The organism is Firmicutes bacterium HGW-Firmicutes-1 (assembly GCA_002841625.1).
Taxonomy (GTDB): Bacteria; Bacillota; Clostridia; order Lachnospirales; family Vallitaleaceae; genus HGW-1.
The window spans coordinates 101,004-125,994 of the sequence record PHAG01000014.1 but is presented as its reverse complement, the minus strand read 5'-3'; the positions used below and the strand labels follow the sequence as shown (position 1 = coordinate 125,994).

The window sequence follows — 24,991 nt, the reverse complement described above, 5'->3', positions numbered from 1 at the left end:
TGTTCAGCTGATTAGTACTAATAGGTCGAGGGCTTGACCAAGATGATTCACTAACATTGTTTGTTATTTGAATAGGTAAGGGTTAAAATATATAAGTGTAAATTTGGTTTGTACATAAGTACAATAAATAGCTTTTTAAACTTCTAAGATTAATTCTCATTCACTTAAGATAAATTATGATGAGTTTTTAGGGGTATAGTTCAGTTGGTAGAACGTCGGTCTCCAAAACCGGATGTCGTGGGTTCAAGTCCTACTGCCCCTGTTAGTTAGTAAGGCCCAGTGGTTCAGTTGGTTAGAACGCAAGCCTGTCACGCTTGAGGTCGAGGGTTCGAGTCCCTTCTGGGTCGTTAATCATAATTTTATCTTGAATTTAAAAATGAATAGTTGTAATATATAAGTGATTAAACCACTCGTAAGAGGGCGCATAGCTCAGCTGGGAGAGCACCTGCCTTACAAGCAGGGGGTCACAGGTTCGAGCCCTGTTGCGCCCACTTTTATAGAGTATCTTACACATTATATGTAAGGAAGCTTACTCTACAAAAATTAAATATGGCGGAGTAGCTCAGTTGGCTAGAGCACACGGTTCATACCCGTGGTGTCGGGGGTTCAAATCCCTTCTCCGCTACTAAGAAAATGCAAAAAGGATAGACAAATGTCTATCCTTTTTTGCGTCTTCATAAAGCACTGCATCGGTGTATAGATGTATGGCGAATACTTAATGAATACAATATTTAAATACTGCAAATAATGTTGATATTAAGGGATTTTTTGTGATGAGGTGACAGGTGTGGTAAGAAAGACATTAATATTTAATGATATAGAAATAGGCATGCATAGAAGTCTAACAAATTCATTAAAAAACAATATTAGAATTTTAAAAGGGATTTTATATGAAGATACGACTGTGAACTATAAGTATTTTAATAAAGACAACAGTTCAGACCCAATATATTGTATCGTTTTTGTAGAAACTATGTCCTCAGATGACACGATTAATGGCAGAATTATTCGGCCAATTATGGAGAATCTGTTAGAGCAGGATACGAGTGAAAAAAAGAATATAGATTACATTATGAATAGAGTCATTCAATGTAGAGAAGTAGAGAAATCTAAAAAAGTTGAAGATATTCTAGACGCATTACTTCGTGGAGATACCATTCTATTTATTGATGAAGCGGACGAAGCTCTCATAATAAGTACAAAAGCTTGGGATAAAAGATCAATCACTGAGCCAGAAACAGAAAGAGTTGTTAGAGGACCTAGAGAGGGTTTTACTGAATCAATAATGACAAATATTTCCTTCATACGAAGAAAAATACCTAGTCCAAATTTAAAATTCAAGTCGTTAGAGGTGGGAACGTTAACAAAAACAAAAATGAGTTTATGTTATATAGAAGGTGTTGCCAGCAAAAAAATCCTTCAAGAATTTGAAAAGCGATTGAAGCAAATAGAAATTGACGGAATACTAGATTCAGGGTATATACAAGAGTTGATTAGCGATTCGCCCTATTCAATCGTTAAGACGAGTGGTAATACTGAAAGACCAGATGTTGCTGTAGCAAAACTACTTGAGGGAAGAATTGTTTTAATCTGTGATGGATCTCCAGCTGTTTTAACGGTGCCATTTATTTTTTTGGAATATTTTCAAGTTAACGAGGATTATTATACCAACTATATATTTTCTTCAATAGCGAGAGTATTAAGAATCATAGCTTTATTTGCGTCAACTAGTTTACCTGCCATGTATGTGGCAGTTGTAGCTTTTCATAAAGAAACGATACCAACAGCACTTTTATTAAGCTTTGCTGCTGCAAGATCTGATGTTCCGTTTCCAACAATAGTAGAAACAATTTTAATGTTGATTTTTTTTGAGATTATGATAGAGGCAGGTGTAAGATTACCTCAAGCGGTAGGCCAAGCAGTTAGTATTGTAGGGGCCTTAGTTTTAGGGGAAGCAGCTGTTATGGCAAAGATTATTAGTGCTCCTATGATCATTATTATGGCAATAACTGGTATTACTTCTTTTTTAATACCTAAAATGAAGGGGGCTATTATTGTTATTAGATTCGTATTATTAATTGCTGCATCCATACTAGGATTATATGGTTACATGTTATGTATTATGGTTACTGTTGTATATCTAATGTCAATTAGATCCTTTGGTGTACCTTATATGATGAGTACAAATATTATTGATACTAATAATTTAAGCGATACAATAGTTAGGGCACCTCGTTGGTTAATGCATTATAGGCCTAAATTCTCTACAAATTCTAACCCTAGAATTGGTTCGAGAACTCCTAAAAGGAGATGAAAAGATGAGATTAAGAGTAATTTCTATATCCCTATTGCTTATTAACATAATGATGCTTTCAAGCTGTTGGAATCATAAGGATATTGAAATGGTTGCCATTGCAGCCGGTTTAGCAATAGATAGAGATGAAAAAACAAATCTTATTATTGCTACAATAGAAATCATTGATTTACAATCAGGTGGTGAAAAAGGTGCGATAACTTCAATGCTTGTTGAAGCTGAAGGTGAAACTGTTTTTGATGCGATTAGAAATGCCATTATGAAGATAGGGGAAAAAGTTTTTTGGGGGCATTGTAAAATCCTTATAGTTAGTGAAGACATTGCTAGGGAAGGTATTATTTCGGTCATAGACTTTACTGAACGTGATGCTGAAACGCGTTCTGATCTTTGGATTGTAATTTCAAGGTCAAGAACAGCAAAGGATATACTGGCTGCATCCATTGAATCTAACGAAATCATCGCCTTTCACCTAGATGAAACCCTTAGATCAGATAAGCATGTATCAAAATTTGCGTCTGGAGATTTTTCGGAACTTATTCGAACGTTGAAAGTCAAAACAGCTTCAAGTCTAATTCCAACAGTTACAACGATGGGAAGTAATGAGGAAATGTTTATCGAAGTAAGTGGAACAGGAGTTTTAAAAGACGATAAATTGGTTTATATCCTTAATGAGAATGAATCTAAGATTACTTTATTAATAAGAAATCAGCTTAAAGGCGGTTTACTAATATTAAGCGAAAAACCCCCTAATGGTGGTAAAGTTAATATTACTTTAGAAATATTTAACAGTAAAACAAAATTGAAACCAGTGATTCAAGAGAACAAAATCTACTTTTATATTGATATAAAATTAGATGTTGGAATTGGAGAAATAGATGGAAGAGAGAATTACATTGAGAAGGATAAGCGAGAAAAAGTAGCAAAGCATATGGGAGAAATTATTGAAAATCAAATAATAGATTTAGTGAAAAAAACGCAAGTAAATGATTCGACCGATATATTTGATTTTGGTAGTGCTATACAGAGAAGAATGCCGAAATACTGGAAAGAAATTGAATCGAATTGGGATGAAATGTATCAAATTATTGAAGTTATTCCAAATGTGGAAATTAATATAACACGATCCGCACTTTCATTTGAAACAATAAAAGTAGGAGATTGATTTATGGTATTAATAATTATATTTGTATATTTAGTAATTGGTTTAATTGAAATAATTCCATTGTATAAAGATAAGAAGATAAAAGAATTGTGGATGTATGTCATCATCATAGGTATTTCATTCATTATATCTATACTTTTAGTAATGGGTGTAAATCTTCCTAAACCAGCTAGTTTTATTGAAAAGGTATTATCACCATTAGTTAAATGAGGTAACTATGAAAAATCAAGTTGTAATATCAAATAAACAGGCTATTTCTTTACTCATACTATTTATTATAGGGGAGTCATCAATATTTATTGAAGGATTTGAGGCTAAAAAAGACTTGTGGATTGCTATTATTTTAGCGATAGTATTCACGATACCACTAGTATTAATATTTGCTCGACTACATGTCCTTTTCCCAAATAAAAATTTATTAGATATTATGGAAATTTGTCTTGGAAAATATTTAGGGAAAGCACTGATTGCTTTATATACATGGTTTTTTTTTCATACAGTTGTATTGATTCTAGAAGATATAGGATTTTTTGTTAGTACAGTTTTGTTTCCTGAAACGCCATTTATTATTATAGTAATTGTTTTTGCTTTAACATGTACTTATTGTGTTAAACAAGGTTTAGAAGTGCTGGGAAGGTGGGCAGAATTTTTTATTATTATACCCATTGTTATTGAAATATTAGTGTTTTTACTTTTGATTCCGAAAATGGAGATCACAAACATTTTACCAATACTATATGATGGAATAGGGCCGGTAGCAAAAGGAACATTTCTGACAATTACGTTTCCCTTTGCATATATAGTTGGATTGGCTTCTGTTTTTGCTTTTTCAAAGGATAAAAATTCTCCGTATAAAATTTATTTTTCAGGCATTTTAATTGGGGGGGTTATAGTGTTCATGTCTTCTTTTAAAAGCACACTGGTATTGGGAGAAGATATAGGTCATTACTTTCCAACATATGTCACTGTTTCAAGAATCAGAATTGGCAATTTTCTGCAAAGATTAGACATTTTAGCAGTTATAGTTTTTATGATTGGTATTTATGTTGAAGTGAGTGCATTTTTATTAGCTACTTGTATAGGGATTACTAAATTATTTGATTTTGCAGATTATAAATTTATTGTTATGCCAATTACATTATTGATTTTGAATATATGTTTCTATGAATTTGATAGCATAATGCATTACTTTGAGTTTGGTAGAGAAATATGGCCTTATTACGTTTTTCCTTTTGAAATAATATTTCCATGTATGCTATGGATTACGGCAGAAGTCAAAATAAAAATAAAAAGAAAAAAATTAATTGATTAGGCCCATATTAATGGGTCTATTTTTCTCTGTTTAATTTTGAATTTGGGCATGAAAACCTAACTAAACTAATAAGTATATTTGTAGATTTGATTTGTATTTTGCAAAATCAGTAGGATATGGTATAATAGTTACAATTCAAAAAAGGTAGGATTCAAGAAATGAGGGTTGGCATAGGTTATGACGTTCATAAGTTAGTTGAGAATAGAGAATTAATATTAGGTGGAGTATGTATTCCGTTTGATAAGGGATTACTTGGACACTCTGACGCGGATGTATTGGTTCATGCTATTATGGATGCACTGATTGGTGCCATGGCACTTGGAGATATTGGAAAACATTTCCCAGATTCTGATGATAAATATAAAGGTATTTCAAGCTTAAAGTTACTAGAATATGTGAATGAAATTATTGAAAAAGAAGGGTATCAAATAGGAAACATAGATGCAACGATCATTGCACAAAAACCCAAAATGGCACCATATGTAGATGCTATGACTACTAACATTTGTCAAATATTAAAAATTTGTCACAGCCAGCTTAACATCAAAGCTACGACTGAAGAAGGACTTGGATTTACGGGGCAAGGATTAGGTATTAGTGCACAAGCAATTTGTTTCTTGATAAAAGGGTAATAGGAATGGCATTAGAGTTTAAAGAATTAACAATAGATGTGAAAGAAAAATTAGAGCCCTATTTTAAAGCGAGAGAAATTCTTAGCTGTGAATATAATTTTAACGTTATGTTTTTATGGGCTAAATATAATCAAACACAATATGCAGTTACAGATAATTATCTGATCTTAAGTGAAGTAATTGAGGGAAAGTTTATAACACTTATGCCTCTCTGTAAGGAAGAATATTTCAAAGAAGCCTTTGAAGACGTCTTAGCATATTTTCAACAAGAGGGTATAAAATTCCGTATGTACGTTACTGATAAACTTTTTAAGGACTTTGTTAAAAAGAATTATGGTGACAAGTATGATATTATAGCTAATCGTGATTATTTTGATTACTTATATGATGGAGAGAAGTTACGGACATTAGTCGGTAAAAAGTATGGAAAAAAGAGAAATCATTTAAATGCTTTTTATTCCGAGTATGAAGGTAGGTATCTTTACAGGAAGCTAGTAAAGGAAGACAAAAGTGATGTTTGTAAGTATCTGAGAAACTGGAAAATTCACAAAGATGAAATATCAGATTCCTTAGATGAGGAGCTGTCAGCAATCTGCAGAATCATAACTAATTTAGAACAGTTAGATGTTAAGGCCGGAGGTATTTTTGTTGATGGTAAATTAGAAGCTATCAGTATAGGTACCTTAACAAATAATGGTAAGGAAGCAGTTATACACGTAGAAAAGGCGAATGATGAGATCAGAGGGATGTACCCTTTAATTAACCAATTATTTTTAATAAATGAGTTTCCAAATGTCGAAATAGTGAATAGAGAAGAAGACTTAGGAATTGAAGGTTTACGTAAATCGAAGCTTTCCTATGAACCAATTAAAATTCTTAAAAAGTACTCGATTGTTGAAAAAGAGGTAGATGAATCTAATGGATATTCTTGTTACAATCAAAGCCGAAGATGAAATTGCAATACGTGAACTGTATGAGCAATCCTTTTCTGATTCTATAGATTTCGTCAATTATTATTTCAAAGAAAAATTCATTCCCGAAAGAGTCATGGCGATTAAAGCGGATGGTAGAATTGCTTCCATGCTTCATCTCAATCCATTTGATGTGAATTTTAATCAGAAAGAATATAGTGTATCCTATATCGTTGCGGTTGCTACAGCAGTTGAGTACAGAAATAAGGGATATATGGGAAGGTTAATGAAAGAAGCCCTCATAAGATTGTACAATGAAGGAGAAGTATTTAGCTTACTAATGCCCATTGATTCAAGGATATATGAAAGATATGGATTTGGTTTCATAGAAGATCACTTAAAGCTTGAATGTGATAGTTCTACCTTTACAATAGAAAAAATTGAATGTCAAAGTAGATTAGCTGAATTAAAGGATGTGCCTGAGCTTGTAAATATTTATCAAGTTTTTTCTGAGAAATTTAATTTAGCTACAATAAGAAACGGTTCATCCTTTGAGAAGTTATTTAAGGAGCTTCAAACAGATAAGGGGCATATTGTTATGTTTGAAGATGGATATATGATGACTTATTATGAAGATGAAGTACTTCATATAAGAGAATTTGTTTCGAATACACAGCAGGCCTTAAATGAAATGATATCTTATATAAAAGAAGAGACTACGAATGGAAAAGTAGTTATTATGGATCATATGAAGTCACCAATAAAATATATTACTCCCAATATTCTGGAGAATATAATTATACTAAAGCCTTTTATGATGGCTAGAATCATTAATGTTGAAACTTTTTTAAAAGCCAATTGTTTTATGTTTATAAATGATATCAGAATGAAGATTACGGATTCATTAATAGAAGCAAATAATTTTGTTTTTCACATCAATAATGGAGAAGTAACAAAAGAAGATACTTCGGATTTTGATATAGAGCTAGATATTAAGCTATTAACACAATTATCCTTTGGATATAGGAAGGCTACAGAAATTTATGGTCTTATTGAAAGTATAAAAAATGTTTTTAAAGATATAAACATTTTTAAAGATATAACATCAAATAATTTTTTTAATGAATACGTATAAAAGAATAAAATAAAATCCGGAGTGAAGAAAATGGATAACAAAAAAATTAGAACCAGATTTGCACCAAGTCCTACAGGAAGAATGCATGTAGGAAACTTAAGAACAGCATTATATGCTTATTTGATAACAAAGCATGAAGGAGGAGATTTCCTTCTTCGTATTGAAGATACGGATCAAGAGAGATTTGTAGAAGGTGCTTTAGAAATCATCTATAGAACCTTAAAGGATACAGGTTTGATGCACGATGAAGGTCCAGATAGGGATGGTGGTGTAGGTCCTTATGTTCAAAGTGAAAGAAATGAACAAGGAATTTACTTGAAATATGCGAAGTCCTTGGTTGAAAAAGGTGAAGCATACTACTGCTTCTGCTCGAAGGAACGACTTGAAGGACTAAAAACAAATCTTGAAAATGATAAAGAAGCTTTTAAATATGACAAGCACTGCCTTAGTTTGTCAAAGAAAGAAATAGAAGATAACTTATCTAATAATCTGCCTTTTGTTATTAGACAAAACAATCCAATCGAGGGGAAGACAACTTTTTCAGATGATATCTATGGAGAAATAACAGTTGATAATAGTGAATTAGATGATATGATTCTTATGAAATCAGATGGTTTTCCAACCTATAATTTCGCAAATGTAGTTGATGATCATTTAATGCGTATTACGCACATAGTAAGGGGTAATGAATATTTGGCCTCCTCGCCTAAATATAATCGATTATATGAAGCCTTTGGATGGGATGTTCCTGTTTATGTTCACTGTCCACTTATAACCAATGAGGAGCATCAAAAGCTTAGTAAAAGGAGTGGACATTCCTCTTATGAAGATTTACTAGAGCAAGGGTTTCTTACGGAAGCGATTGTAAATTATGTTGCCTTGCTTGGCTGGAGTCCTGGTACGAATGAAGAAATCTTTTCTCTTAAGGAACTGATAGAGCGATTTGATTACAAGAACATTAATAAATCGCCTGCTGTTTTCGATATGAAAAAGTTTCGCTGGATGAATGGAGAATACATTAAGAATATGCCTTTCGAGGATTTTTATAAGCTTGCATTACCTGAGGCAAAGAAAGTAATTAAAAAGGATACCTTAAGCTTAGAGAAAATCATTGCCTTGGCACAATCAAGAATAGAAGTTTTAAATGAAATTCCTGAACAAATTGATTTCTTTGAAGCGATTCCACAATATGATATTGAACTATATAATCATAAAAAGATGAAAACGAATCCGGAAAATTCTTTAGAGAGCTTAGAAAAAATACTTCCCTTATTAGAAGCCCATGAAGACTGGACTATTGATGCATTGCACGAGTTAGTACTAGGATATGTAAGCGAACAAGGTATGAAAAATGGTCTTATGCTTTGGCCACTTAGAACAGTTCTTTCAGGAAAAGCTTCAACTCCTGGAGGCGCATTTGATATCGCAGATATTCTCGGAAAAGAAGAATCAATAAAAAGAATAAAAGATGGAATTGAGCAACTAAAAAGTAGTTAGATAGGTACCTGAGAAGATACACTCTTCTCAGGTTTTTTATTTTTCCTAGAGTCTGAAGGACTTTACTAAGCATGAAATTGATTTTACTGTCTAGGTTGTAGACTATTTAGTATAAAGTAAACAAGGATATATATCCCATGGAAATACGAAACATACTTATGATACAATAGACATACTTCTATATAGAAACCATTGAATACATTTATGGTTAAGGAGAAAAAAATATGATGAAAATACGGTACTTAAAAAGTGTCCTAGCTTCAATTGTTATGATCTGCATCATTGCAATTAGCTTCGCTACCACAACAGTAGCTAATGAAGCACAATATACTGAAAATGCAGATACTTTAAAGGCATTAGGCTTATTTATAGGCACTGAGAATGGATTTGAATTAACAAAAACCTCTACTCGTGCAGAGGCAGCAGTGATGTTAGTAAGGCTACTGGGCGCAGAAATACAAGCTGTACAAGATTATGTAAAGACGGTACATCCCTTTACAGACGTACCAACTTGGGCCAATCCATACATAAATTATTTATATTCTAAGGGCTTAACTAAGGGGATCAGCGCAAAAAGTTATGGTTCCAACAATCAAATCACTGGAAATGAATATACAACAATGATTCTTAGAGCATTGGGATATCATGATCAAGATGGCCTTTACAAATGGGATACCTCACTAGAGTATTCAATTACTGTTGGATTGTTAGATCAACAAGAATTAACGACCCTCATGCCATCAGCAAAAAAGGCACTACTAAGAGATGAGATGGTTAAAATATCATATAAGAGTCTTTTTACAAGTATGATGGGCGAGAGTAAGGTGCTTTTGCAAAATTTACTAGATCAATATGCCATTTCCCGGAATAAGCTTGATAATGCAAGACAAATAGATGAAGTTCTTGCCAAGGCAAATAATATTACTGGTAATGATGAAATGAAAGGTGTTTGGATTACATATTTGGAGTTGCAAAAAATGTTTGCGGCAAATAAAAGTGTTGAAAGCTTTCAACAGGCAATGAATACATATTACGAAAACTTAAAAGGAATAGGTCTCAATACTGTATTTATTCAAGTAAGACCCTTTTCTGATGCCATATATGCTTCTGAATATTATCCATGGTCCTATATTGTAACTGGAACTGAAGGTGTGGCACCTGATTTTGATCCATTTCAAATCATGGTAGATGAAGCACATAAGCAGGGATTAAAAATTGAAGCTTGGATTAATCCGTTTAGAATACGATTACCAGATTCTAAGGTTGAAATAAGTGCAGATAATAAAGCATTGCCTTGGCTATCTGATGGTAGTAATCGTGTTATTCAAATCAATGAAGGAACCTTCTATAATCCTGCAAGCCAGGATGTAAGAACGATGATTACGCAAGGTGTAATTGAACTGGTTAACAAATATAATATTGATGGTATTCATTTTGATGATTATTTTTATCCGAGCACGGATTTAACTTATGATCGTGTAGATTTCGATCAGTATAAAACGGCTGGAGGGCTATTATCGCAACAGGATTGGAGAAGAGAAAATGTGAATCTTCTTGTGAGAGCTGTATATAGTGCGATAAAGGAACATAATCCCGAGGTGCAATTTGGAATAAGTCCTCAAGCTAGCTTCGTCGCTAATTATGATCAACAATTTATTGATGTTGAAAAGTGGGTAGCGAACACAGGGTATATAGACTATATATGTCCACAGGTATATTTTGGCTATAACCATAATAAATATCCGTATAGTGAGTATATTGATAAATGGGATAAGATTATTAAGAATGATAGTGTAAAGCTTTATATTGGAATAGCTGCATATAAAATTGGAAGAGAAGATAAATGGGCTGGAATTGGAAAGCTCGAATGGATAGAATCTGAAAAGCTTCTTCAAACAATGATACGAGATGCAAGGAAGAAGGAACATTATGAGGGTTTTATACTGTATCGATATGACTATTTGTTTGAAATAGGATCTGATGGGACTTATGTTGAGCAGATGGATGAAGAAATTGAAGCATTGAAAGGCATATTAAAATAAAAAGAAATTGATAGATCAGGTTTTTGTTGACTGGTCTATTTTTTTTTGTTGAAGGGTTATGCATATATATTTTGGACTAGTGAAAGAACAGAACAGGCTAGTGATTTATTTATGATTAATATGTGTAGGAAATAACTACATGGTATAATTGGATGGTGTTAATTTGCTTGAATTGGTGGTTGACTAGGAGGAAATTTATGAATATACTATTAATAACAATGAATTGGATGGTGCCAATGTGCTGATTGGCTGAAGTGCTAGGAAGGAGATTTCAATGAAGATTACTATTGATAAGAAGAATAAAGCACCTATATATGTTCAGATTAAAGGGGAAATAAAAAGGATGATTTATTCCAGGGAATTAGAACCTTTTGAGTTATTGCCCTCGGAAAGAAAGTTGGCGGAGGAGCTTGGGGTAAATAGAAGTACCGTGCTGAATGCTTATAGAGAATTGAAAGCTGAGGGTTTGATTGATTCCCATATTGGGCAAGGGACTCAGGTTATGCCGGTATTGAATGATGTGGGGAAAGATGAGGTGCAACAAAGCTTTCCTATTTCTTGGCAGCATATGCTGAGTCAGGAGGCATTAAGGTCACAAGACACTTCGATCATTGATATGATGAAGGGGAATTCGAAAGATAAGTTGATATCATTTGCGGCAGGTATCGCTGCTCCAGAGCTTTATCCTATAGAGAGCTTTGAAGCAATAGCAAGTATATTTCATGAACATACGTATGAACCATTTTTGCATACACCAGTAGAAGGATTATATTCATTTAGGGAAGCAATATGTAAGCTTATGGAAAGAAAACGAATAAATAAAGTTCCTGAGGAAGTTATGGTATTGTCAGGTTCTCAACAAGGGCTTGATTTGTTAGCTAGGAATTATTTGGATGTAGGGGATACCGTTATTGTTGAAGAGCCAACTTATCTTGGAGCTATTCAAATATTTAAGGCAGTAGGAGCAAAGGTGATTGGAGTTCCAGTCCATAATGAAGGCATACGGATGGATATATTAGAAACATTGATTATTAAGCATAAACCTAAATTTATTTATTCTATGCCTACCTTTCAAAATCCATCAGGAAGAGTAATGGATCTTGCTCACCGTCTTAAACTATTGGAATTGTCTTATGCTTATCAAGTACCAATTATAGAAGATGATGCATATTCTGAACTTCGATATGAGGGAGATGAGATACCTTCGCTTAAGACATTAGATAAAAAGGGAAATGTATTATATCTGAATACTTTTTCTAAGTGCTTATTTCCAGGACTTCGAATTGGATGGTTGTGTGCACCAATAACAGTGATCAAACAATTATCAATGAAAAAGCAGTTAATGGATCTTCATGCGAATAGTTTAGGACAAAGGCTAATATTAGATTATTTAAATATGAGTAAATTAGAGCATCATCTATCAAATGTGATTAAGGTGTATCGAAATAGAAGAGATATTATGATAAGTATGTTAAACAAATACGCTCCAGAGGGCGTTAGGTGGACTGTTCCAGAAGGTGGCTTTTATATTTGGTGTGAGATTCCAGAGACAATAAATACTAGAAGCCTTTGGATGAGAGCTATTGATGCGGGTGTTACTTACGTACCTGGAGAAGCCTTTTTTACTAGTAAGCAGGGGCAAAATTTTATTAGACTGAATTTTTCTTTTCCATCGATTGATGAAATAAAGAGAGGCGTTCAAATATTAATGAAGGTAGTTGAGGAATCATTAGAGGTGACAAATCGTTTATCTAGTGATAATAAGGTTGAGGTAAATCCAATGTTTTAACCGAAGGGGAAGGTTGTGTAATATTGAATAATTCGATTAGGAGGAGAATAAGTATGGTTAGAAATTATGCAAATCGGATGAATAATATGAAGGCTTCAGAAATAAGGGAGATACTTAAGATCACAGAAAATAAAGACATAATCTCATTTGCTGGAGGTCTCCCAGCTCCAGAATTATTTCCAGTGGAGGAAATGAAGGTCGTATCTAGGAAGGTTCTTGAAGAAAGTGGAAGCCAGGCACTTCAATATACTACCACAGAAGGATTAGATGCGTTAAGAGTACAAATTGCAAATAGGATGAATGAAAAAGTAGGAACCAAAATAAACATGGAAGAAATACAGATTGTGAGTGGTTCTCAACAAGCACTAGATATGTCAGGTAAATTGTTTTTAGATGAGGGAGATATTGTTGTCTGTGAGAATCCGACTTATCTAGGAGCAATCAATGCCTTTAAAGCTTACAATTGTGAATTTATTGAAGTAGAAACAGATGCAGAAGGCATGGACATAAAAGCCCTTGAGAAGGTGTTAATGTCTGGAGAAAGAATTAAATTTATTTATGTTATTCCGGATTTTCAAAACCCTACAGGTAGAAGCTGGAGTATTGAGCGTAGGAAAGCATTTATAGAAGTTATCAATAAATACAGTATTCCTGTTATTGAAGATAACCCTTATGGAGAATTAACCTTTAAGGATGTAATTATGCCATCTCTAAAAGCCCTTGATACTGCGGGTCTTGTAATTACCCTTGGAACCTTTTCAAAAATATTTTGCCCTGGACTGAGAATAGGATGGATAGCTGCAGAAAAGGATATTATTGATAAATTTGTGTTGATTAAACAAAGTACAGATTTACATACATCTAACATAAGTCAACGAGAGATAAGTAAGTATATGGAGTTATATGATTTAGATGAACATATTGAAAAGATTAAGAAGGTTTATAAGAGAAGAAGAGATTTGGCAATCAATACGATGAAGACAGAGTTTCCAGATTATATGTGCTTTACCATCCCAGAGGGTGGGTTATTTACTTGGGTAGAGGGGCCAAAAACAATGGATTCAAAGAAGGTGCTTAAAGAGTGCTTAGAAAATGGGGTTGCTTTTGTACCAGGACATTCGTTTTTTCCAAATGGTGGAGGACAAAACACATTTAGATTAAATTTTTCTAATGCAAATGAGACACAATTGGTTGAAGGTCTCAAAAGATTGGCGAGGATATTGAGAGATACGGTGAACTGATAGATTAGTTCGATAGAAAAGTAATATAACGAATGGAGGTAAAAGGTATTGGAAGATCTTGAACAAAGCAAAAGTAATTGTTTTAAAGATGGAGTTATATCAGCAGTACCAATTATAATTGGGTTTTTCCCAATAGCTATGGCTTTTGGATTGCTTGCTAAAACAGTAAATATATCTCTACTGGATTGTTTCTTGTTTTCATTTCTTGTATTTGCGGGTGCAAGTCAATTTATGGCATTAGATCTTATCAAAGCGGGAATAGCAACTGGTGATATTATAATTGCAACGCTATTACTTAATTTAAGACATATCATGATGAGTGCATCTTTATCAGTAAGAATAAAAGAAAACAAGAAAAGATGGTTGCTTTTTATTGCATTTGGAATAACAGATGAAACCTTTGCAGTAGCATCATTAAAAAATGGACCTCTTACCAGAACCTTTTTATTAGTACTTAATGGCTTATCGTATATAGCATGGGTGAGCGGTTCGGTTGTTGGATATCTAGTGGGTGCAATATTACCAATAACGGTACAAAGCAGCTTAGGTATCGGGTTATATGCTATGTTTGCTGCAATATTAATGCCGGAAATAAGAAAATCACTTAATGTTCTTATGTTATCAGTTGTTTCAGGGCTAATATATTTTACCATATATTATTTTCACTTACTTCCATTAGGATGGGATTTAATTGGTACGATTATTTTATCTTCAGGTGTTGGACTATTTATAATAAAGGATGAGGAGGATACGGCATGAAAAGTTATTTACCACTTATTTTAGGTATGATGGCGGTTACTTATATACCTAGACTATTACCACTTATTACTTTATCAGAAAGGCCACTACATCCTAAAATAAAAAAATTTCTACTCTATATTCCTTATACAGCTTTAAGTGCTCTCATTGTTAGGGGTATTATGCAATCAGGTAATCATGATTTACTGATTTCGATTGTAGGTTTAGGCGTTGCCGGTGTAGTTGCTTGGTTTAAAGGTGGCATGGTACTATCAGTAATCGCAGCGATTGTGGCAACATTCATTATGTTAACTATCAGATAAATATTTGAGGACCACTAGCTCTGCTTTTAATATAAATAATTTTACATATCCGAAGTCCCATATCATAAATGGGGCTCAGGTTGTTGAGAATTTAATTAATGATCAATTACGAAACAGAGATAAAAGCATTTTTCGCCTGACCGGCCGAAGGGTAAGGCCAGAAAAATGAACACTTACTGCCAATAATGCATACACCTATCAGAAAAAATGCTTTTGTCGACAGTCTTAGCCCGATTTCATAAATAGGGCTTTCTGTATTTAATTATTGCCCAATATTTCTCACTCGCTATCGCAATTTTCTTGTCAATGTTATATAATAATAGTTACTTAGTAATAATGTATTATGAATAGAACTTCATAATTTGATTTGTGACAAAAAAGTGAGTACGCGAGGAGGTTTGTAATATGAAAAAATATGATTTTATAATTATCGGTGCGGGTGTTATTGGTTCAACAATTTCCAGAGAATTATCAAGGTATCAAGTAGAAGTACTGCTTATAGACAAGGAAAATGATGTGAGCTGTGGTGCAACAAAAGGAAATAGTGCCATTGTCCATGGTGGCTTTGATGATAAGCATGGTAGCTTGAAAAGTAAGCTCTGTCGTGAAGGTAATTTAATGTATCCAAAGCTTAATGAAGAATTAAATTTTGGTTATGAACAAAGAGGAAGTTTAGTACTAGCTTTTTCTGAGGAAGAAATTGAAGTGCTTGGTGAGCTCTATGAAAACGGAAAGAAAAATGGTGTCGATGATTTAGAGATTATTGATGCAGATAAAATTATTGAAATGGAACCATATGTGAACAAGAATGTACTGAAAGCGCTTTATTGTCCTTCATCAGGGCTAACATCACCCTATGAGTTGACAATTGCACTAGCTGAAAATGCAATTTCAAATGGAGTTGAGTTAAAGCTAAAATCAGAGGTTCTATCGATTGAGCAAGTAGAAGGTGGCTTTAAGGTTGTTACAAATAATGATGAGTATAGTAGTAAATATGTTATTAATTGTGCGGGTGTTTATAGTGATAAGGTTGCAGGAATGGTTGGGGTTGATCATTTTAAAATCACACCAAGACGAGGTGAATATGTACTTCTAAATAAAGATCAAGGTTATTTAGCAAACAATGTTCTTTTCCAAACACCTTCAAAAAATGGGAAAGGTATATTGGTTACAAGAACCTATCATGGTAACTTGATGCTTGGTCCAAATGCGCAAGAAGTTGGTAGTAAGGATGATATTGGAACTACGCTAGAAGCCCTTGATTATATTGTAGATACAGCAAGATTATCTGTTCCAGATTTTGATTTGAAGACAACACTTACTTCATTTTCGGGTATACGTGCGACCTCAGATAAAAAAGATTTTATTATCGAAGAAAGTGAAGTTAAGGGCTTTATCAATGTTGCAGGTATTGAGTCACCAGGACTTACCTCCTCACCTGCGATTGGTAAATATGTAATTGGCATCATTAAAGGTATGGGTGTTGAGTTACTGGATAAACCTGATTTTAATCCATATAGAAAAGCAATTATAATAAAAAAAGGTGAAAATTTTGATGGTTTCATTGATGCTCCAACACCTGACAAAAACATCATATGCAGATGTGAAAAAGTAACAGAAGCAGAAATTATTGATGCAATTCATAGGGGCATCGATATTGATTCTTTAGATGCAATTAAGAGAAGAACGAGGGCAGGTATGGGACTCTGCCAAGGTAAATTTTGTGGACCTCGAGTTGCAAATGTAATTGCAAGAGAACAGAATATGAAGGTTGAGGATGTCACACCTAGAGGGAAAGGTTCATCAATCTTACCTCATAGAGAAGACAGAACCTTCTGGAAAAAATTAGATTAAATAGATTATAATGATAAGGGACAGCGCACACTTTGATTAGTGAGAGCTGTCCCTAAAATATTTTCTGGATCTACTTAGCCGATTTTCAGGTTATTATGAATGTTTTGCAGAAGCACTATGAAAAGCGGCATATGTCTATCAAACGCTAATATCTACTTAGCCGATTTTCAGGTTATTATGAATGTTTTACAGAAGCACTTAGAAAAGCGGCATATATCAATCGAATTTTAATATCTACGTAGCCGATTTTCTAGTACTAATTAATTTTTCTACTTCTTCGACAGAGACACCTTTTCTGCTTGCGTAATCAATAATTTGATCTTTGCCAATATAATACAAATCAAAGTATTTAGATACATCATTTGCAAAGTATAAACCACATACACTAGAGGCAGGTTTCATCATAAAGGATTCTGTGAGAGAAATTTCTGCATTTTTTTCTGCTTCTAATAGATCAAATAGTTTTGCTTTTTCTGAATGATCTATTAAGGAAGGATAGCCAAAAGCGGGGCGAATACCTTGATATTTTGCTTTTAACAATTCTTCAGTTGTAAGGTTTTCATTATTAGCATAGCCCCATATGTCTTGTCTAACCATTTCATGTAGCTTTTCTGCAAAGGCCTCAGCCAAACGATCTGATAAAGATTTTACTAACAAAGCATTGTAATCATCATCATCAATTGTATATTTTGAAATTATTTCATTCACACCTATTCCGGCGGTTACCGCAAAGCATCCAATGTAATCAGTAATGCCAGAATCTAACGGGGCTATAAAGTCTGCTAGAGAAAGGTAATCACTACTCGTTTTTTGTTGCCTAAAAGTAGGAAATACTGTTTTTTGATTGTCATGTATTACATAAATATCTTCATTTATGGAATAGGCAGGATAGATGCTTAAAACACCTTTACATTTTAGCTCGCTAGATTTAGCCATCGACTTCAACATCTGGGTTGCATCATTATATAATTTAGTAGCTTCTTCACCGAGTCTAGCATCATTTAATATTGCAGGATAAGCTTTCTTTAGTTCCCATGCACTGAAGAAAAAGCTCCAATCTATATAAGGTATTAAATCTTCAACAGTGATATTATCTACTACTTTAGTTCCAATAAAGGAGGGCTTTTGAACGTTTATCTGTTTCCAATCGATTGGTTGCTTATTTTTTCGGGCTTCTACTAGGCTAACTAATTTGCTTCTATAGGTCTGTGATAATTGAGCCACCTTATCGTACTCAGCATAAGTTTCTTCAATATAAGCAGCTTTTTTTTGTTGATCTAATAATAGCTTAGCTCCTTCTACAGCTTTTGTAGCATCGGTTGTATGAATGACTGGACCTGAGTAATGAGAAGTGATTTTTAGACCAGTATGAAGCTTGGAGGTTGTTGCACCACCTATCATAAGAGGAATGCTAAGCTTGTTTTCTTCCATCATTTTCGCGACTGTTACCATTTCATCTAAAGAGGGGGTAATTAAGCCGCTAAGCCCAATAATATCTACTTTTTCTTTTAAAGCAGTTTGAATAATGAGATCAGGATCAACCATAATTCCCAAATCTATTACTTCAAAGTTATTGCATTGAAGAACAACACTAACAATGTTTTTTCCAATGTCATGAACATCACCTTTCACAGTTGCAATTAATATTTTTCCAGCACTATTATTAGGTGAATTGATATTCTCTTCTTCAATATAAGGTAGTAGAAAAGAGACAGCCTTTTTCATAACTCTAGCACTTTTTACAACTTGGGGTAAAAACATTTTACCTTCTCCAAAAAGAACACCAACGGCTTTCATACCATCCATAAGAGGACCTTCGATAATATCAATCGCTGCTGGCAAAGCATTTCTAGCTTCTTCCAAGTCTTCTTCTAGATATTCAGTAATACCTCTTATCATGGATATCCTTAGTCGTTCCATATATCCTGTTAAACGCCATTCGCTTTTGGTAGACTTTTTCTCAGTTGTACTTTCTGTTACGGTACTAGCATATTCAAGCAACATATCAGTCGCATCATCACTTTTGTTTAATATGACAGCTTCGACTAAAGACAGAAGCTCGGGATTGATATCATCATATATCTGAATCATGCCAGGATTTAATATTGCCATATCTAGGCCATCTTTAATTGCATGATATAAGAAAGCAGAGTGCATTGCTTCTCTAATTACATTGTTTCCTCTGAAGGAAAAGGAAAGATTACTTAAACCGCCACTCGTTTTTGCATATGGAAGGTTTTCTTTAATCCATTTAACAGCACGTATAAAATCAACACCATAGTTATTATGTTCTTTTATTCCAGTAGCGACTGCGAGTACATTAACATCAAATATAATGTCCTCTGGGGGGAATTGTACTTTCTTAACGAGTAGGTTGTAAGCCCTTTCAGCGATTGTTATCTTTCTTTCATAACTAGCTGCTTGGCCTTGCTCATCAAAGGCCATAACTACAACAGCTGCTCCGAAACTTTTAATATAAGCTGCTTGTTTTAAGAATTCTTCTTCACCATTTTTCATGCTGATTGAGTTTACAATGGCTTTTCCTTGTATAGCTTTTAGACCTGTAACAATAACTTCCCATTTAGAGGAGTCAATCATGACTGGTACCCTTGATATTTCTGGTTCAGATCCAATTAGTTTTGAAAATATATCCATTTCTTCTTTGCCATCTAATAAACCGTCATCGAAGTTTAAATCAATAATTTGAGCCCCATTTTCCACTTGGTCTTTAGCGATACTTAATGCTTCCTCGTATTTCTTTTCACGAATTAATCTAGCAAATTTTATGGAACCTGCAACATTGGTGCGTTCGCCGATATTAACAAAATTAGAAGACTTGCTAATTTTAAGTGTTTCTAGACCGGCTAAAACAGTTTCCTTTTGTACGGGGGGTAATCTTCTCGGAGCTTTTCTCTTTGTCTGGTTATAAATAGCCGTTATATGGCCAGGTGTTGTGCCACAACATCCACCTACAATGTTGAGTACTTCATTGTCTATTAGAGCTGCTAATAATTCAGCTGTTTCGTTAGGCAATTCATCATATTCACCCATTTGATTTGGAAGTCCAGCATTCGGATGTACACTGATAAACTTGTTGGTTATTTTTGATAAATCTTTTATATAGGGGATTAAATCCTTTGCACCAAAGGAACAGTTAAGTCCGAAGCTTATGATATGTTCGCTATTCATTGAAGTTACAAAAGCTGATAAGGTTTGACCAGATAAAGTTCGTCCGCTTTTGTCTGTAAGTGTACCTGAAATCATAATAGGGATATTTTTCCCGTTTAACTGGAATGCTTTCTCTGCCGCAACAAGGGCTGCTCTTGCATTTAAGGTATCGATAATCGTTTCTATTAGTAATAGATCCACGCCACCATCTAACAATCCTTTTATTTGTTCTTCGTAAGACAGTTGAAGCTCATCAAAGCTAACATTTCTAAATCCAGGATTTTCAACATCAGGGGAAATAGAAGCAGTTTTACTCGTTGGACCAATGGAGCCTGCAACCAATCTTGGTTTTGAAGGATCAAGGGCAGTATATTTATTGGCACATTTTTTAGCAAGCTCTGCTGCACACTTATTCATTTCATATATGAAATGTTCAGTGCCATAATCGCTTTGAGATATGCTAGTTGCATTGAAAGTATTCGTTTCTATAATGTCAGAACCAGCCTCTAAATAGCTTAAATGAATTTGTTCAATGACTTCAGGCATTGTTAAGACAAGAATGTCGTTATTACCTTTTAATTTGTGTGTATGGTCAACGAGAAGTTGTCCTCTATAATGGTCTTCAGTAAGCTTGAAATTTTGTATTTCAGTACCCATGGCACCATCTAAAATCATAATTTTTTCTTGGAGTAGGGCTTTAAATTGCTCAGAATTCATTGGTTCACCTTCTTCTTTAATAAGTTAATATGTAATAGTATACACTGAATGCTTACTTGACACAACCCTGTAATTTTAGTAGTATAATAGAATAAATTAGTAAACCATTTGATTTAAATTGTAATATAATAACAAGTAAATGGGATGGGCATGGAGGTGCTATTTTGAGAAGAAAGTTAATGATGATTCTTAGTATTATGATTTTCGTAATTCTACTTGCAGGGTGTGCTAAAGACTCAAGTGAAAACGATGGAGATTCAAAGGATATTCAACAAGAAGAACAAACTAAAAAAAAGGGTAATAACTCAAAAGTAATCATTGAAGCCAAAGATTTGATTTCCAAAGAAGAAGCAGAAGAGCTACTAGGGGAACCGGTTAATGCTGCTGAATTAAGTGAGCAGGAAGTTGTTGGACTTAAATTATGTTTTTATAACGCAACGGATGAGGATTCAACAAAGTACTTGCAGGTTGGTCTTACTCAATTAGCATTTATGCCAGACAATGGTAATACACCATTATCTATCTATACTACATTGAAGGAAAACCTTACGGGGGTCACCTTTGTAGAAGGCATTGGAGATGAAGCGTTTCTAGCACCACCAGGACTTCATATTATTAGTGGAGACTACTATATTACTGTCGCTGTTGGAGATTCAAATGATATTGCGGGTAAAGAAATATTAACTGCTGCAGGCTTGAAGGTTGTGGAAAATTTGAATTAGTAACCGGATATTGTTATTGACAGGAGGAGTCAATATGAAGAAGGAAAATAAAGCGGAGACGTTTACTAATACAGTTAAAACAGTCGGAATTGTCAAAAGCGGGGTCGGCATTGTAAAATCGGTTATTGGACTCATTTTTATATGTTTAATATCAATATTTATCATAAAAATTGGAGTTCCTATGTGGTTTCCAATCGGTCTCATAGCATTCATGATATTGTTTTTGATTTTACAAATTCTTGAATATATAAGAGCTAAATCAGTTGTAACCCATTTTTCCTCAGATGAAGATGGTAAAATAGCTGTATGTATTGATTCTGACGAAATATTAAGGGATTACATAGCTGGAATATGGAGATATGGAAAGGGTGCAGGCTCCTATGGAGTGCTTGGCGTAGGTAAGAATATGACTCCTGAAAACTCTTTGTTGATTACCAATAAAAATATATTTGCGATTACAGTTCCGTTAGAAGGTGCTGGTGTTGTAGCGGCTGGAACGGATATTAGTAAGTGGCAATGGTTAAATATGCAAAAAGAGATTGAAGGGTTGTTAAAGGAAATGCTTGATACAATGACACTTGAAAATCTAATAAATAGCTGTGTAAATTGTATTCAAATACCAAAGCACACTGTAAAAAACATTAAGATGAGTGATATTTCTAACGGAGTATCCATAGTAACGATAGATAAAAAGAAGTATAGCTATTCCATTAGAGAAAAGGAAGATTATGCACGTGCAAAGATAATCTTTGAAAGCATGAATTTGTTGACTTAGAATACATTTTGGTATATAGTGTATTTAATCATATTAAAAGCAATGATCAGACGAGTAATTTATTGATGTTTTATAGAGAGAAACTGTCACCGGCTGAAAGCAGTTTTATCACTGACATAAACGAAGTGCCTCTGTGAGCTGGTTAGGTGAAAAATAGTAGCTTAACTCGGACGCTAAACGTTAATTAGCTTTAAGTGAGAACAGATTGTTCTAATTAGAGTGGAACCACGGATTATTTCGCCTCTTATCATATGATGAGAGGCTTTTTTATTTATTAAGAAACTTTCATGACATGGCCTTCACCAAGTAAAATGAAATAATGTAAATGAAAGTTAGTAGCCATATGTCTTAGGTTTTATTTCGCAAGAAAGTTCTGCATAAGCAATTGAAAAAGCGGCAGATTGGTAACGAGAGCTTTAACATGCGTAGCCGATTTTCTTGTTTACAAAGAAACGATTATCTAGTAGATTCATATACTAAAATAAAGGAGGTGTGTTTTATGGGACTTATAAAATATATTAAAGAAGAAATTGATGTAATTAAGCTGAGAGATCCTGCGATTAAGACAACTTCAGAGGTGTTTTTATATGCGAGTTTTCATGCTATACTAAGACATAGAATTGCACATTGGTTATACTTAAGGAAGCACTATTTTTTATCTAGATGGATTTCTCAAAGATCAGCAAGGAAGACCGGTATAGAGATACATCCAGGTGCAACAATAGGAAAAGGATTGTTTATTGACCATGGACACGGCGTAGTGATTGGTGAGACCTGTGAAATTGGCGATAATGTTACCTTATATCAAGGAGTAACCTTAGGTGGTACAGGAAAAGAAACTGGAAAGAGACATCCTACAATCGGAAATAATGTTATGGTTAGTGCAGGTGCTAAAATTCTTGGATCGATTACAATTGGTGATGATTCCAAAATTGGAGCTGGATCTGTGGTCTTAAGAGATATTCCACCTTATGCAACAGTTGTGGGTATACCGGGCAGAATAGTAAAATTGAACAATGCAAAGGTTCATCCAAATGATGATCTAGATCAAGTACATTTGCCAGACCCTGTAAAGATGGAAATGTGTAGACTTACTCATCGAATAGAGCATATTGAAAATAAGCTAGGTGGGTTAACAAATGAAGAAAAAGAATGTATTAATGAAGAAAGATGTAATGGCTGTGATTGTTCAGTCCCTGAAGAAAGTAATAGATAATCTAAATAGAGAGAGGTTTACAAATGAAGCTTTATAACACCTTATCAAGACAAATCGAAACATTTACACCGGTAGAAGAAGGAAAAGTAGGTATGTATACTTGTGGACCTACAGTATATCACTTTGCACATATCGGTAATCTGAAAACGTATATTTTAGAAGATATTTTACAAAAAACCTTAGAGTACATTGGTTACGAAGTGAAACGAGTAATGAATGTTACAGACGTTGGGCATCTAGAATCTGATGCTGATGACGGAGAAGATAAAATGCTTAAGGGTGCTCAAAGAGAAAATAAAACAGTCTGGGAAATTGCGGATTTTTATACCCAAGCTTTTTTCGAAGATTGTATGAAGCTAAATATCAAGACTCCAAATATTATTGCAAAGGCGACGGATTATATTGCCGACTATATCGATATGATTCTTGTTCTTGAAGAAAAGGGGTTTACTTATTTTACGAATGGAAATGTGTACTTTGATATTTCTAAGTTTCCAAACTATACGCAACTAACCAAGATGAATCTTGAAGATTTGCAAGTTGGTGCCAGAGATGATGTATCTCAAGATGATAATAAAAAAAATCCACAAGATTTTGTTCTTTGGTTCACAAAATCAAAATTTGAAAACCAAGCGATGAAATGGGATTCACCTTGGGGCATTGGCTATCCTGGCTGGCATATGGAGTGCTCAGCGATAGCATTAAAACATCTAGGTAAAACCTTAGATATCCATTGTGGTGGAGTTGATCACATACCGGTGCATCATACAAATGAAATTGCTCAAACAGAAAGCTACACAGGACAGCCTTGGGTAAATTACTGGTGGCATGGAGAATTTTTATTAGATCAAACAGGTAAAATGAGCAAATCAAAAGGCGAATTTTTAACAATAAGCCTACTTGAGAAAAAAGGATATGACCCAATTGTATATAGATTTTTCGTATTGAATTCACACTACCGCAAACAGCTGGTATTTTCCTTTGAATCCTTAACGATGGCAAAAACAGCTTACGATAAGCTGAAGTCTAGAGTCATTGTATTGAAAAAAGATGTGAATACCACGGATCAAATTACAGATAAGATTGAGGCATATAGGAATAGCTTTAAGGAGCAATTAGAAGATGATTTGAATATTTCTAATGCCATTACAGTACTTCACGATGTAATGAAAGCTTCAACCCTTAATAATGTGGAAAAGCTTCATTTAATCCAAGACTTCGACCAAGTATTATGTTTGAACTTAATGGAAGATGTAGAAGTTGAGTTTAGTGATGCTGAAATTATACACATTGAAGAAATGATTTCACTTAGAAAAGAAGCGAAGAAGAACAAAGATTTTGCAGAAGCAGACCGAATACGAAGGTTGCTTGAAGCAGAAGGAATTGCATTAGAAGATACAAGAGAAGGCGTTAAATACAAAAGAGTATAAACTGAGGTGACGT

19 protein-coding genes and 4 tRNA genes are annotated in these 24,991 nt (G+C 34.0%); 22 read left to right on the top strand and 1 reads right to left on the bottom strand.

Going from position 1 to position 24,991, the window contains the following annotated elements; translation table 11 throughout:
* The first annotated feature begins 189 nt into the window (after nucleotides 1–189).
* The 18 genes from CVU84_16005 to CVU84_15920 all read left to right on the top strand — a co-directional run bounded on the left by CVU84_16005 (nucleotide 190) and on the right by CVU84_15920 (nucleotide 16,950).
* Nucleotides 190–262: transfer RNA gene (locus CVU84_16005), tRNA-Trp, on the top strand.
* Between the two features lie 11 nt (nucleotides 263–273).
* Nucleotides 274–347, top strand: a tRNA-Asp gene (locus tag CVU84_16000).
* Nucleotides 348–418: 71 nt separating this feature from the next.
* Nucleotides 419–491 (top strand) — tRNA-Val (locus CVU84_15995).
* Between the two features lie 60 nt (nucleotides 492–551).
* A tRNA-Met gene (locus CVU84_15990) sits at nucleotides 552–628 on the top strand.
* 159 nt (nucleotides 629–787) lie between these two features.
* Nucleotides 788–2,314 (top strand): spore germination protein, encoded by a 1,527-nt coding sequence (locus tag CVU84_15985; protein ID PKM93481.1) that lies wholly within the window; start codon nucleotides 788–790, stop codon nucleotides 2,312–2,314.
* Between the two features lie 4 nt (nucleotides 2,315–2,318).
* Complete coding sequence (locus CVU84_15980) at nucleotides 2,319–3,476, top strand: hypothetical protein (GenBank protein ID PKM93480.1); 1,158 nt, start codon at nucleotides 2,319–2,321, stop codon at nucleotides 3,474–3,476.
* 3 nt (nucleotides 3,477–3,479) lie between these two features.
* Nucleotides 3,480–3,686: a hypothetical protein gene (locus CVU84_15975; protein PKM93479.1), complete on the top strand. Its 207-nt coding sequence runs from the start codon at nucleotides 3,480–3,482 to the stop codon at nucleotides 3,684–3,686.
* 7 nt (nucleotides 3,687–3,693) lie between these two features.
* Entirely contained in the window at nucleotides 3,694–4,788 is a 1,095-nt protein-coding gene (locus CVU84_15970) for a spore gernimation protein (GenBank protein ID PKM93478.1), read from the top strand.
* Nucleotides 4,789–4,946: 158 nt separating this feature from the next.
* A complete protein-coding gene (locus CVU84_15965; protein ID PKM93477.1) occupies nucleotides 4,947–5,420 on the top strand; it encodes a 2-C-methyl-D-erythritol 2,4-cyclodiphosphate synthase in 474 nt (157 codons plus the stop codon).
* A 5-nt stretch (nucleotides 5,421–5,425) separates the two neighbouring features.
* Nucleotides 5,426–6,373, top strand: a complete 948-nt coding sequence (locus CVU84_15960; GenBank protein PKM93476.1) for a hypothetical protein — start codon at nucleotides 5,426–5,428, stop codon at nucleotides 6,371–6,373.
* Entirely contained in the window at nucleotides 6,330–7,466 is a 1,137-nt protein-coding gene (locus tag CVU84_15955; GenBank protein PKM93475.1) for a hypothetical protein, read from the top strand. Before CVU84_15960 ends, CVU84_15955 begins: the two co-directional genes overlap by 44 nt.
* 30 nt (nucleotides 7,467–7,496) lie before the next feature.
* Nucleotides 7,497–8,963, top strand: coding sequence for a glutamate--tRNA ligase (locus CVU84_15950; GenBank protein ID PKM93474.1), 1,467 nt, complete (start codon nucleotides 7,497–7,499; stop codon nucleotides 8,961–8,963).
* Between the two features lie 224 nt (nucleotides 8,964–9,187).
* On the top strand, nucleotides 9,188–11,005 hold the full coding sequence (locus tag CVU84_15945; GenBank protein ID PKM93473.1) for a hypothetical protein: 1,818 nt from the start codon (nucleotides 9,188–9,190) through the stop codon (nucleotides 11,003–11,005).
* A 274-nt stretch (nucleotides 11,006–11,279) separates the two neighbouring features.
* On the top strand, nucleotides 11,280–12,794 hold the full coding sequence (locus CVU84_15940; GenBank protein PKM93472.1) for a PLP-dependent aminotransferase family protein: 1,515 nt from the start codon (nucleotides 11,280–11,282) through the stop codon (nucleotides 12,792–12,794).
* Between the two features lie 53 nt (nucleotides 12,795–12,847).
* Nucleotides 12,848–14,035 (top strand): aminotransferase, encoded by a 1,188-nt coding sequence (locus CVU84_15935; protein PKM93471.1) that lies wholly within the window; start codon nucleotides 12,848–12,850, stop codon nucleotides 14,033–14,035.
* 138 nt (nucleotides 14,036–14,173) lie between these two features.
* Complete coding sequence (locus CVU84_15930) at nucleotides 14,174–14,794, top strand: autotransporter (GenBank protein ID PKM93486.1); 621 nt, start codon at nucleotides 14,174–14,176, stop codon at nucleotides 14,792–14,794.
* Nucleotides 14,791–15,096 carry an AzlD domain-containing protein gene (locus CVU84_15925; protein ID PKM93470.1) on the top strand — a complete coding sequence of 102 codons (306 nt, stop codon included), beginning with the start codon at nucleotides 14,791–14,793 and terminating at the stop codon, nucleotides 15,094–15,096. The genes CVU84_15930 and CVU84_15925 overlap by 4 nt, the downstream gene beginning before the upstream one ends.
* 405 nt (nucleotides 15,097–15,501) lie before the next feature.
* Nucleotides 15,502–16,950: an FAD/NAD(P)-binding oxidoreductase gene (locus CVU84_15920; GenBank protein PKM93469.1), complete on the top strand. Its 1,449-nt coding sequence runs from the start codon at nucleotides 15,502–15,504 to the stop codon at nucleotides 16,948–16,950.
* Nucleotides 16,951–17,184: 234 nt separating this feature from the next.
* On the opposite strand, the gene CVU84_15915 is transcribed toward CVU84_15920, so the two are convergent.
* A complete protein-coding gene (locus CVU84_15915) occupies nucleotides 17,185–20,835 on the bottom strand; it encodes a methionine synthase (protein ID PKM93468.1) in 3,651 nt (1,216 codons plus the stop codon).
* 164 nt (nucleotides 20,836–20,999) lie between these two features.
* Here CVU84_15915 and CVU84_15910 point away from each other — a divergent pair, with 164 nt between their 5' ends.
* From CVU84_15910 to cysS, 4 genes are all read left to right on the top strand, one after another.
* Nucleotides 21,000–21,557, top strand: coding sequence for a hypothetical protein (locus CVU84_15910; protein PKM93467.1), 558 nt, complete (start codon nucleotides 21,000–21,002; stop codon nucleotides 21,555–21,557).
* A 34-nt stretch (nucleotides 21,558–21,591) separates the two neighbouring features.
* Nucleotides 21,592–22,332 (top strand): hypothetical protein, encoded by a 741-nt coding sequence (locus CVU84_15905; protein PKM93466.1) that lies wholly within the window; start codon nucleotides 21,592–21,594, stop codon nucleotides 22,330–22,332.
* Between the two features lie 499 nt (nucleotides 22,333–22,831).
* Nucleotides 22,832–23,548 (top strand): serine O-acetyltransferase, encoded by a 717-nt coding sequence (cysE, locus tag CVU84_15900; GenBank protein PKM93465.1) that lies wholly within the window; start codon nucleotides 22,832–22,834, stop codon nucleotides 23,546–23,548.
* Between the two features lie 23 nt (nucleotides 23,549–23,571).
* The gene (gene cysS, locus CVU84_15895; GenBank protein ID PKM93464.1) at nucleotides 23,572–24,978 is read left to right on the top strand and encodes a cysteine--tRNA ligase; all 1,407 of its coding nucleotides are present in this window, start codon (nucleotides 23,572–23,574) and stop codon (nucleotides 24,976–24,978) included.
* The last annotated feature ends 13 nt before the right edge of the window (nucleotides 24,979–24,991 follow it).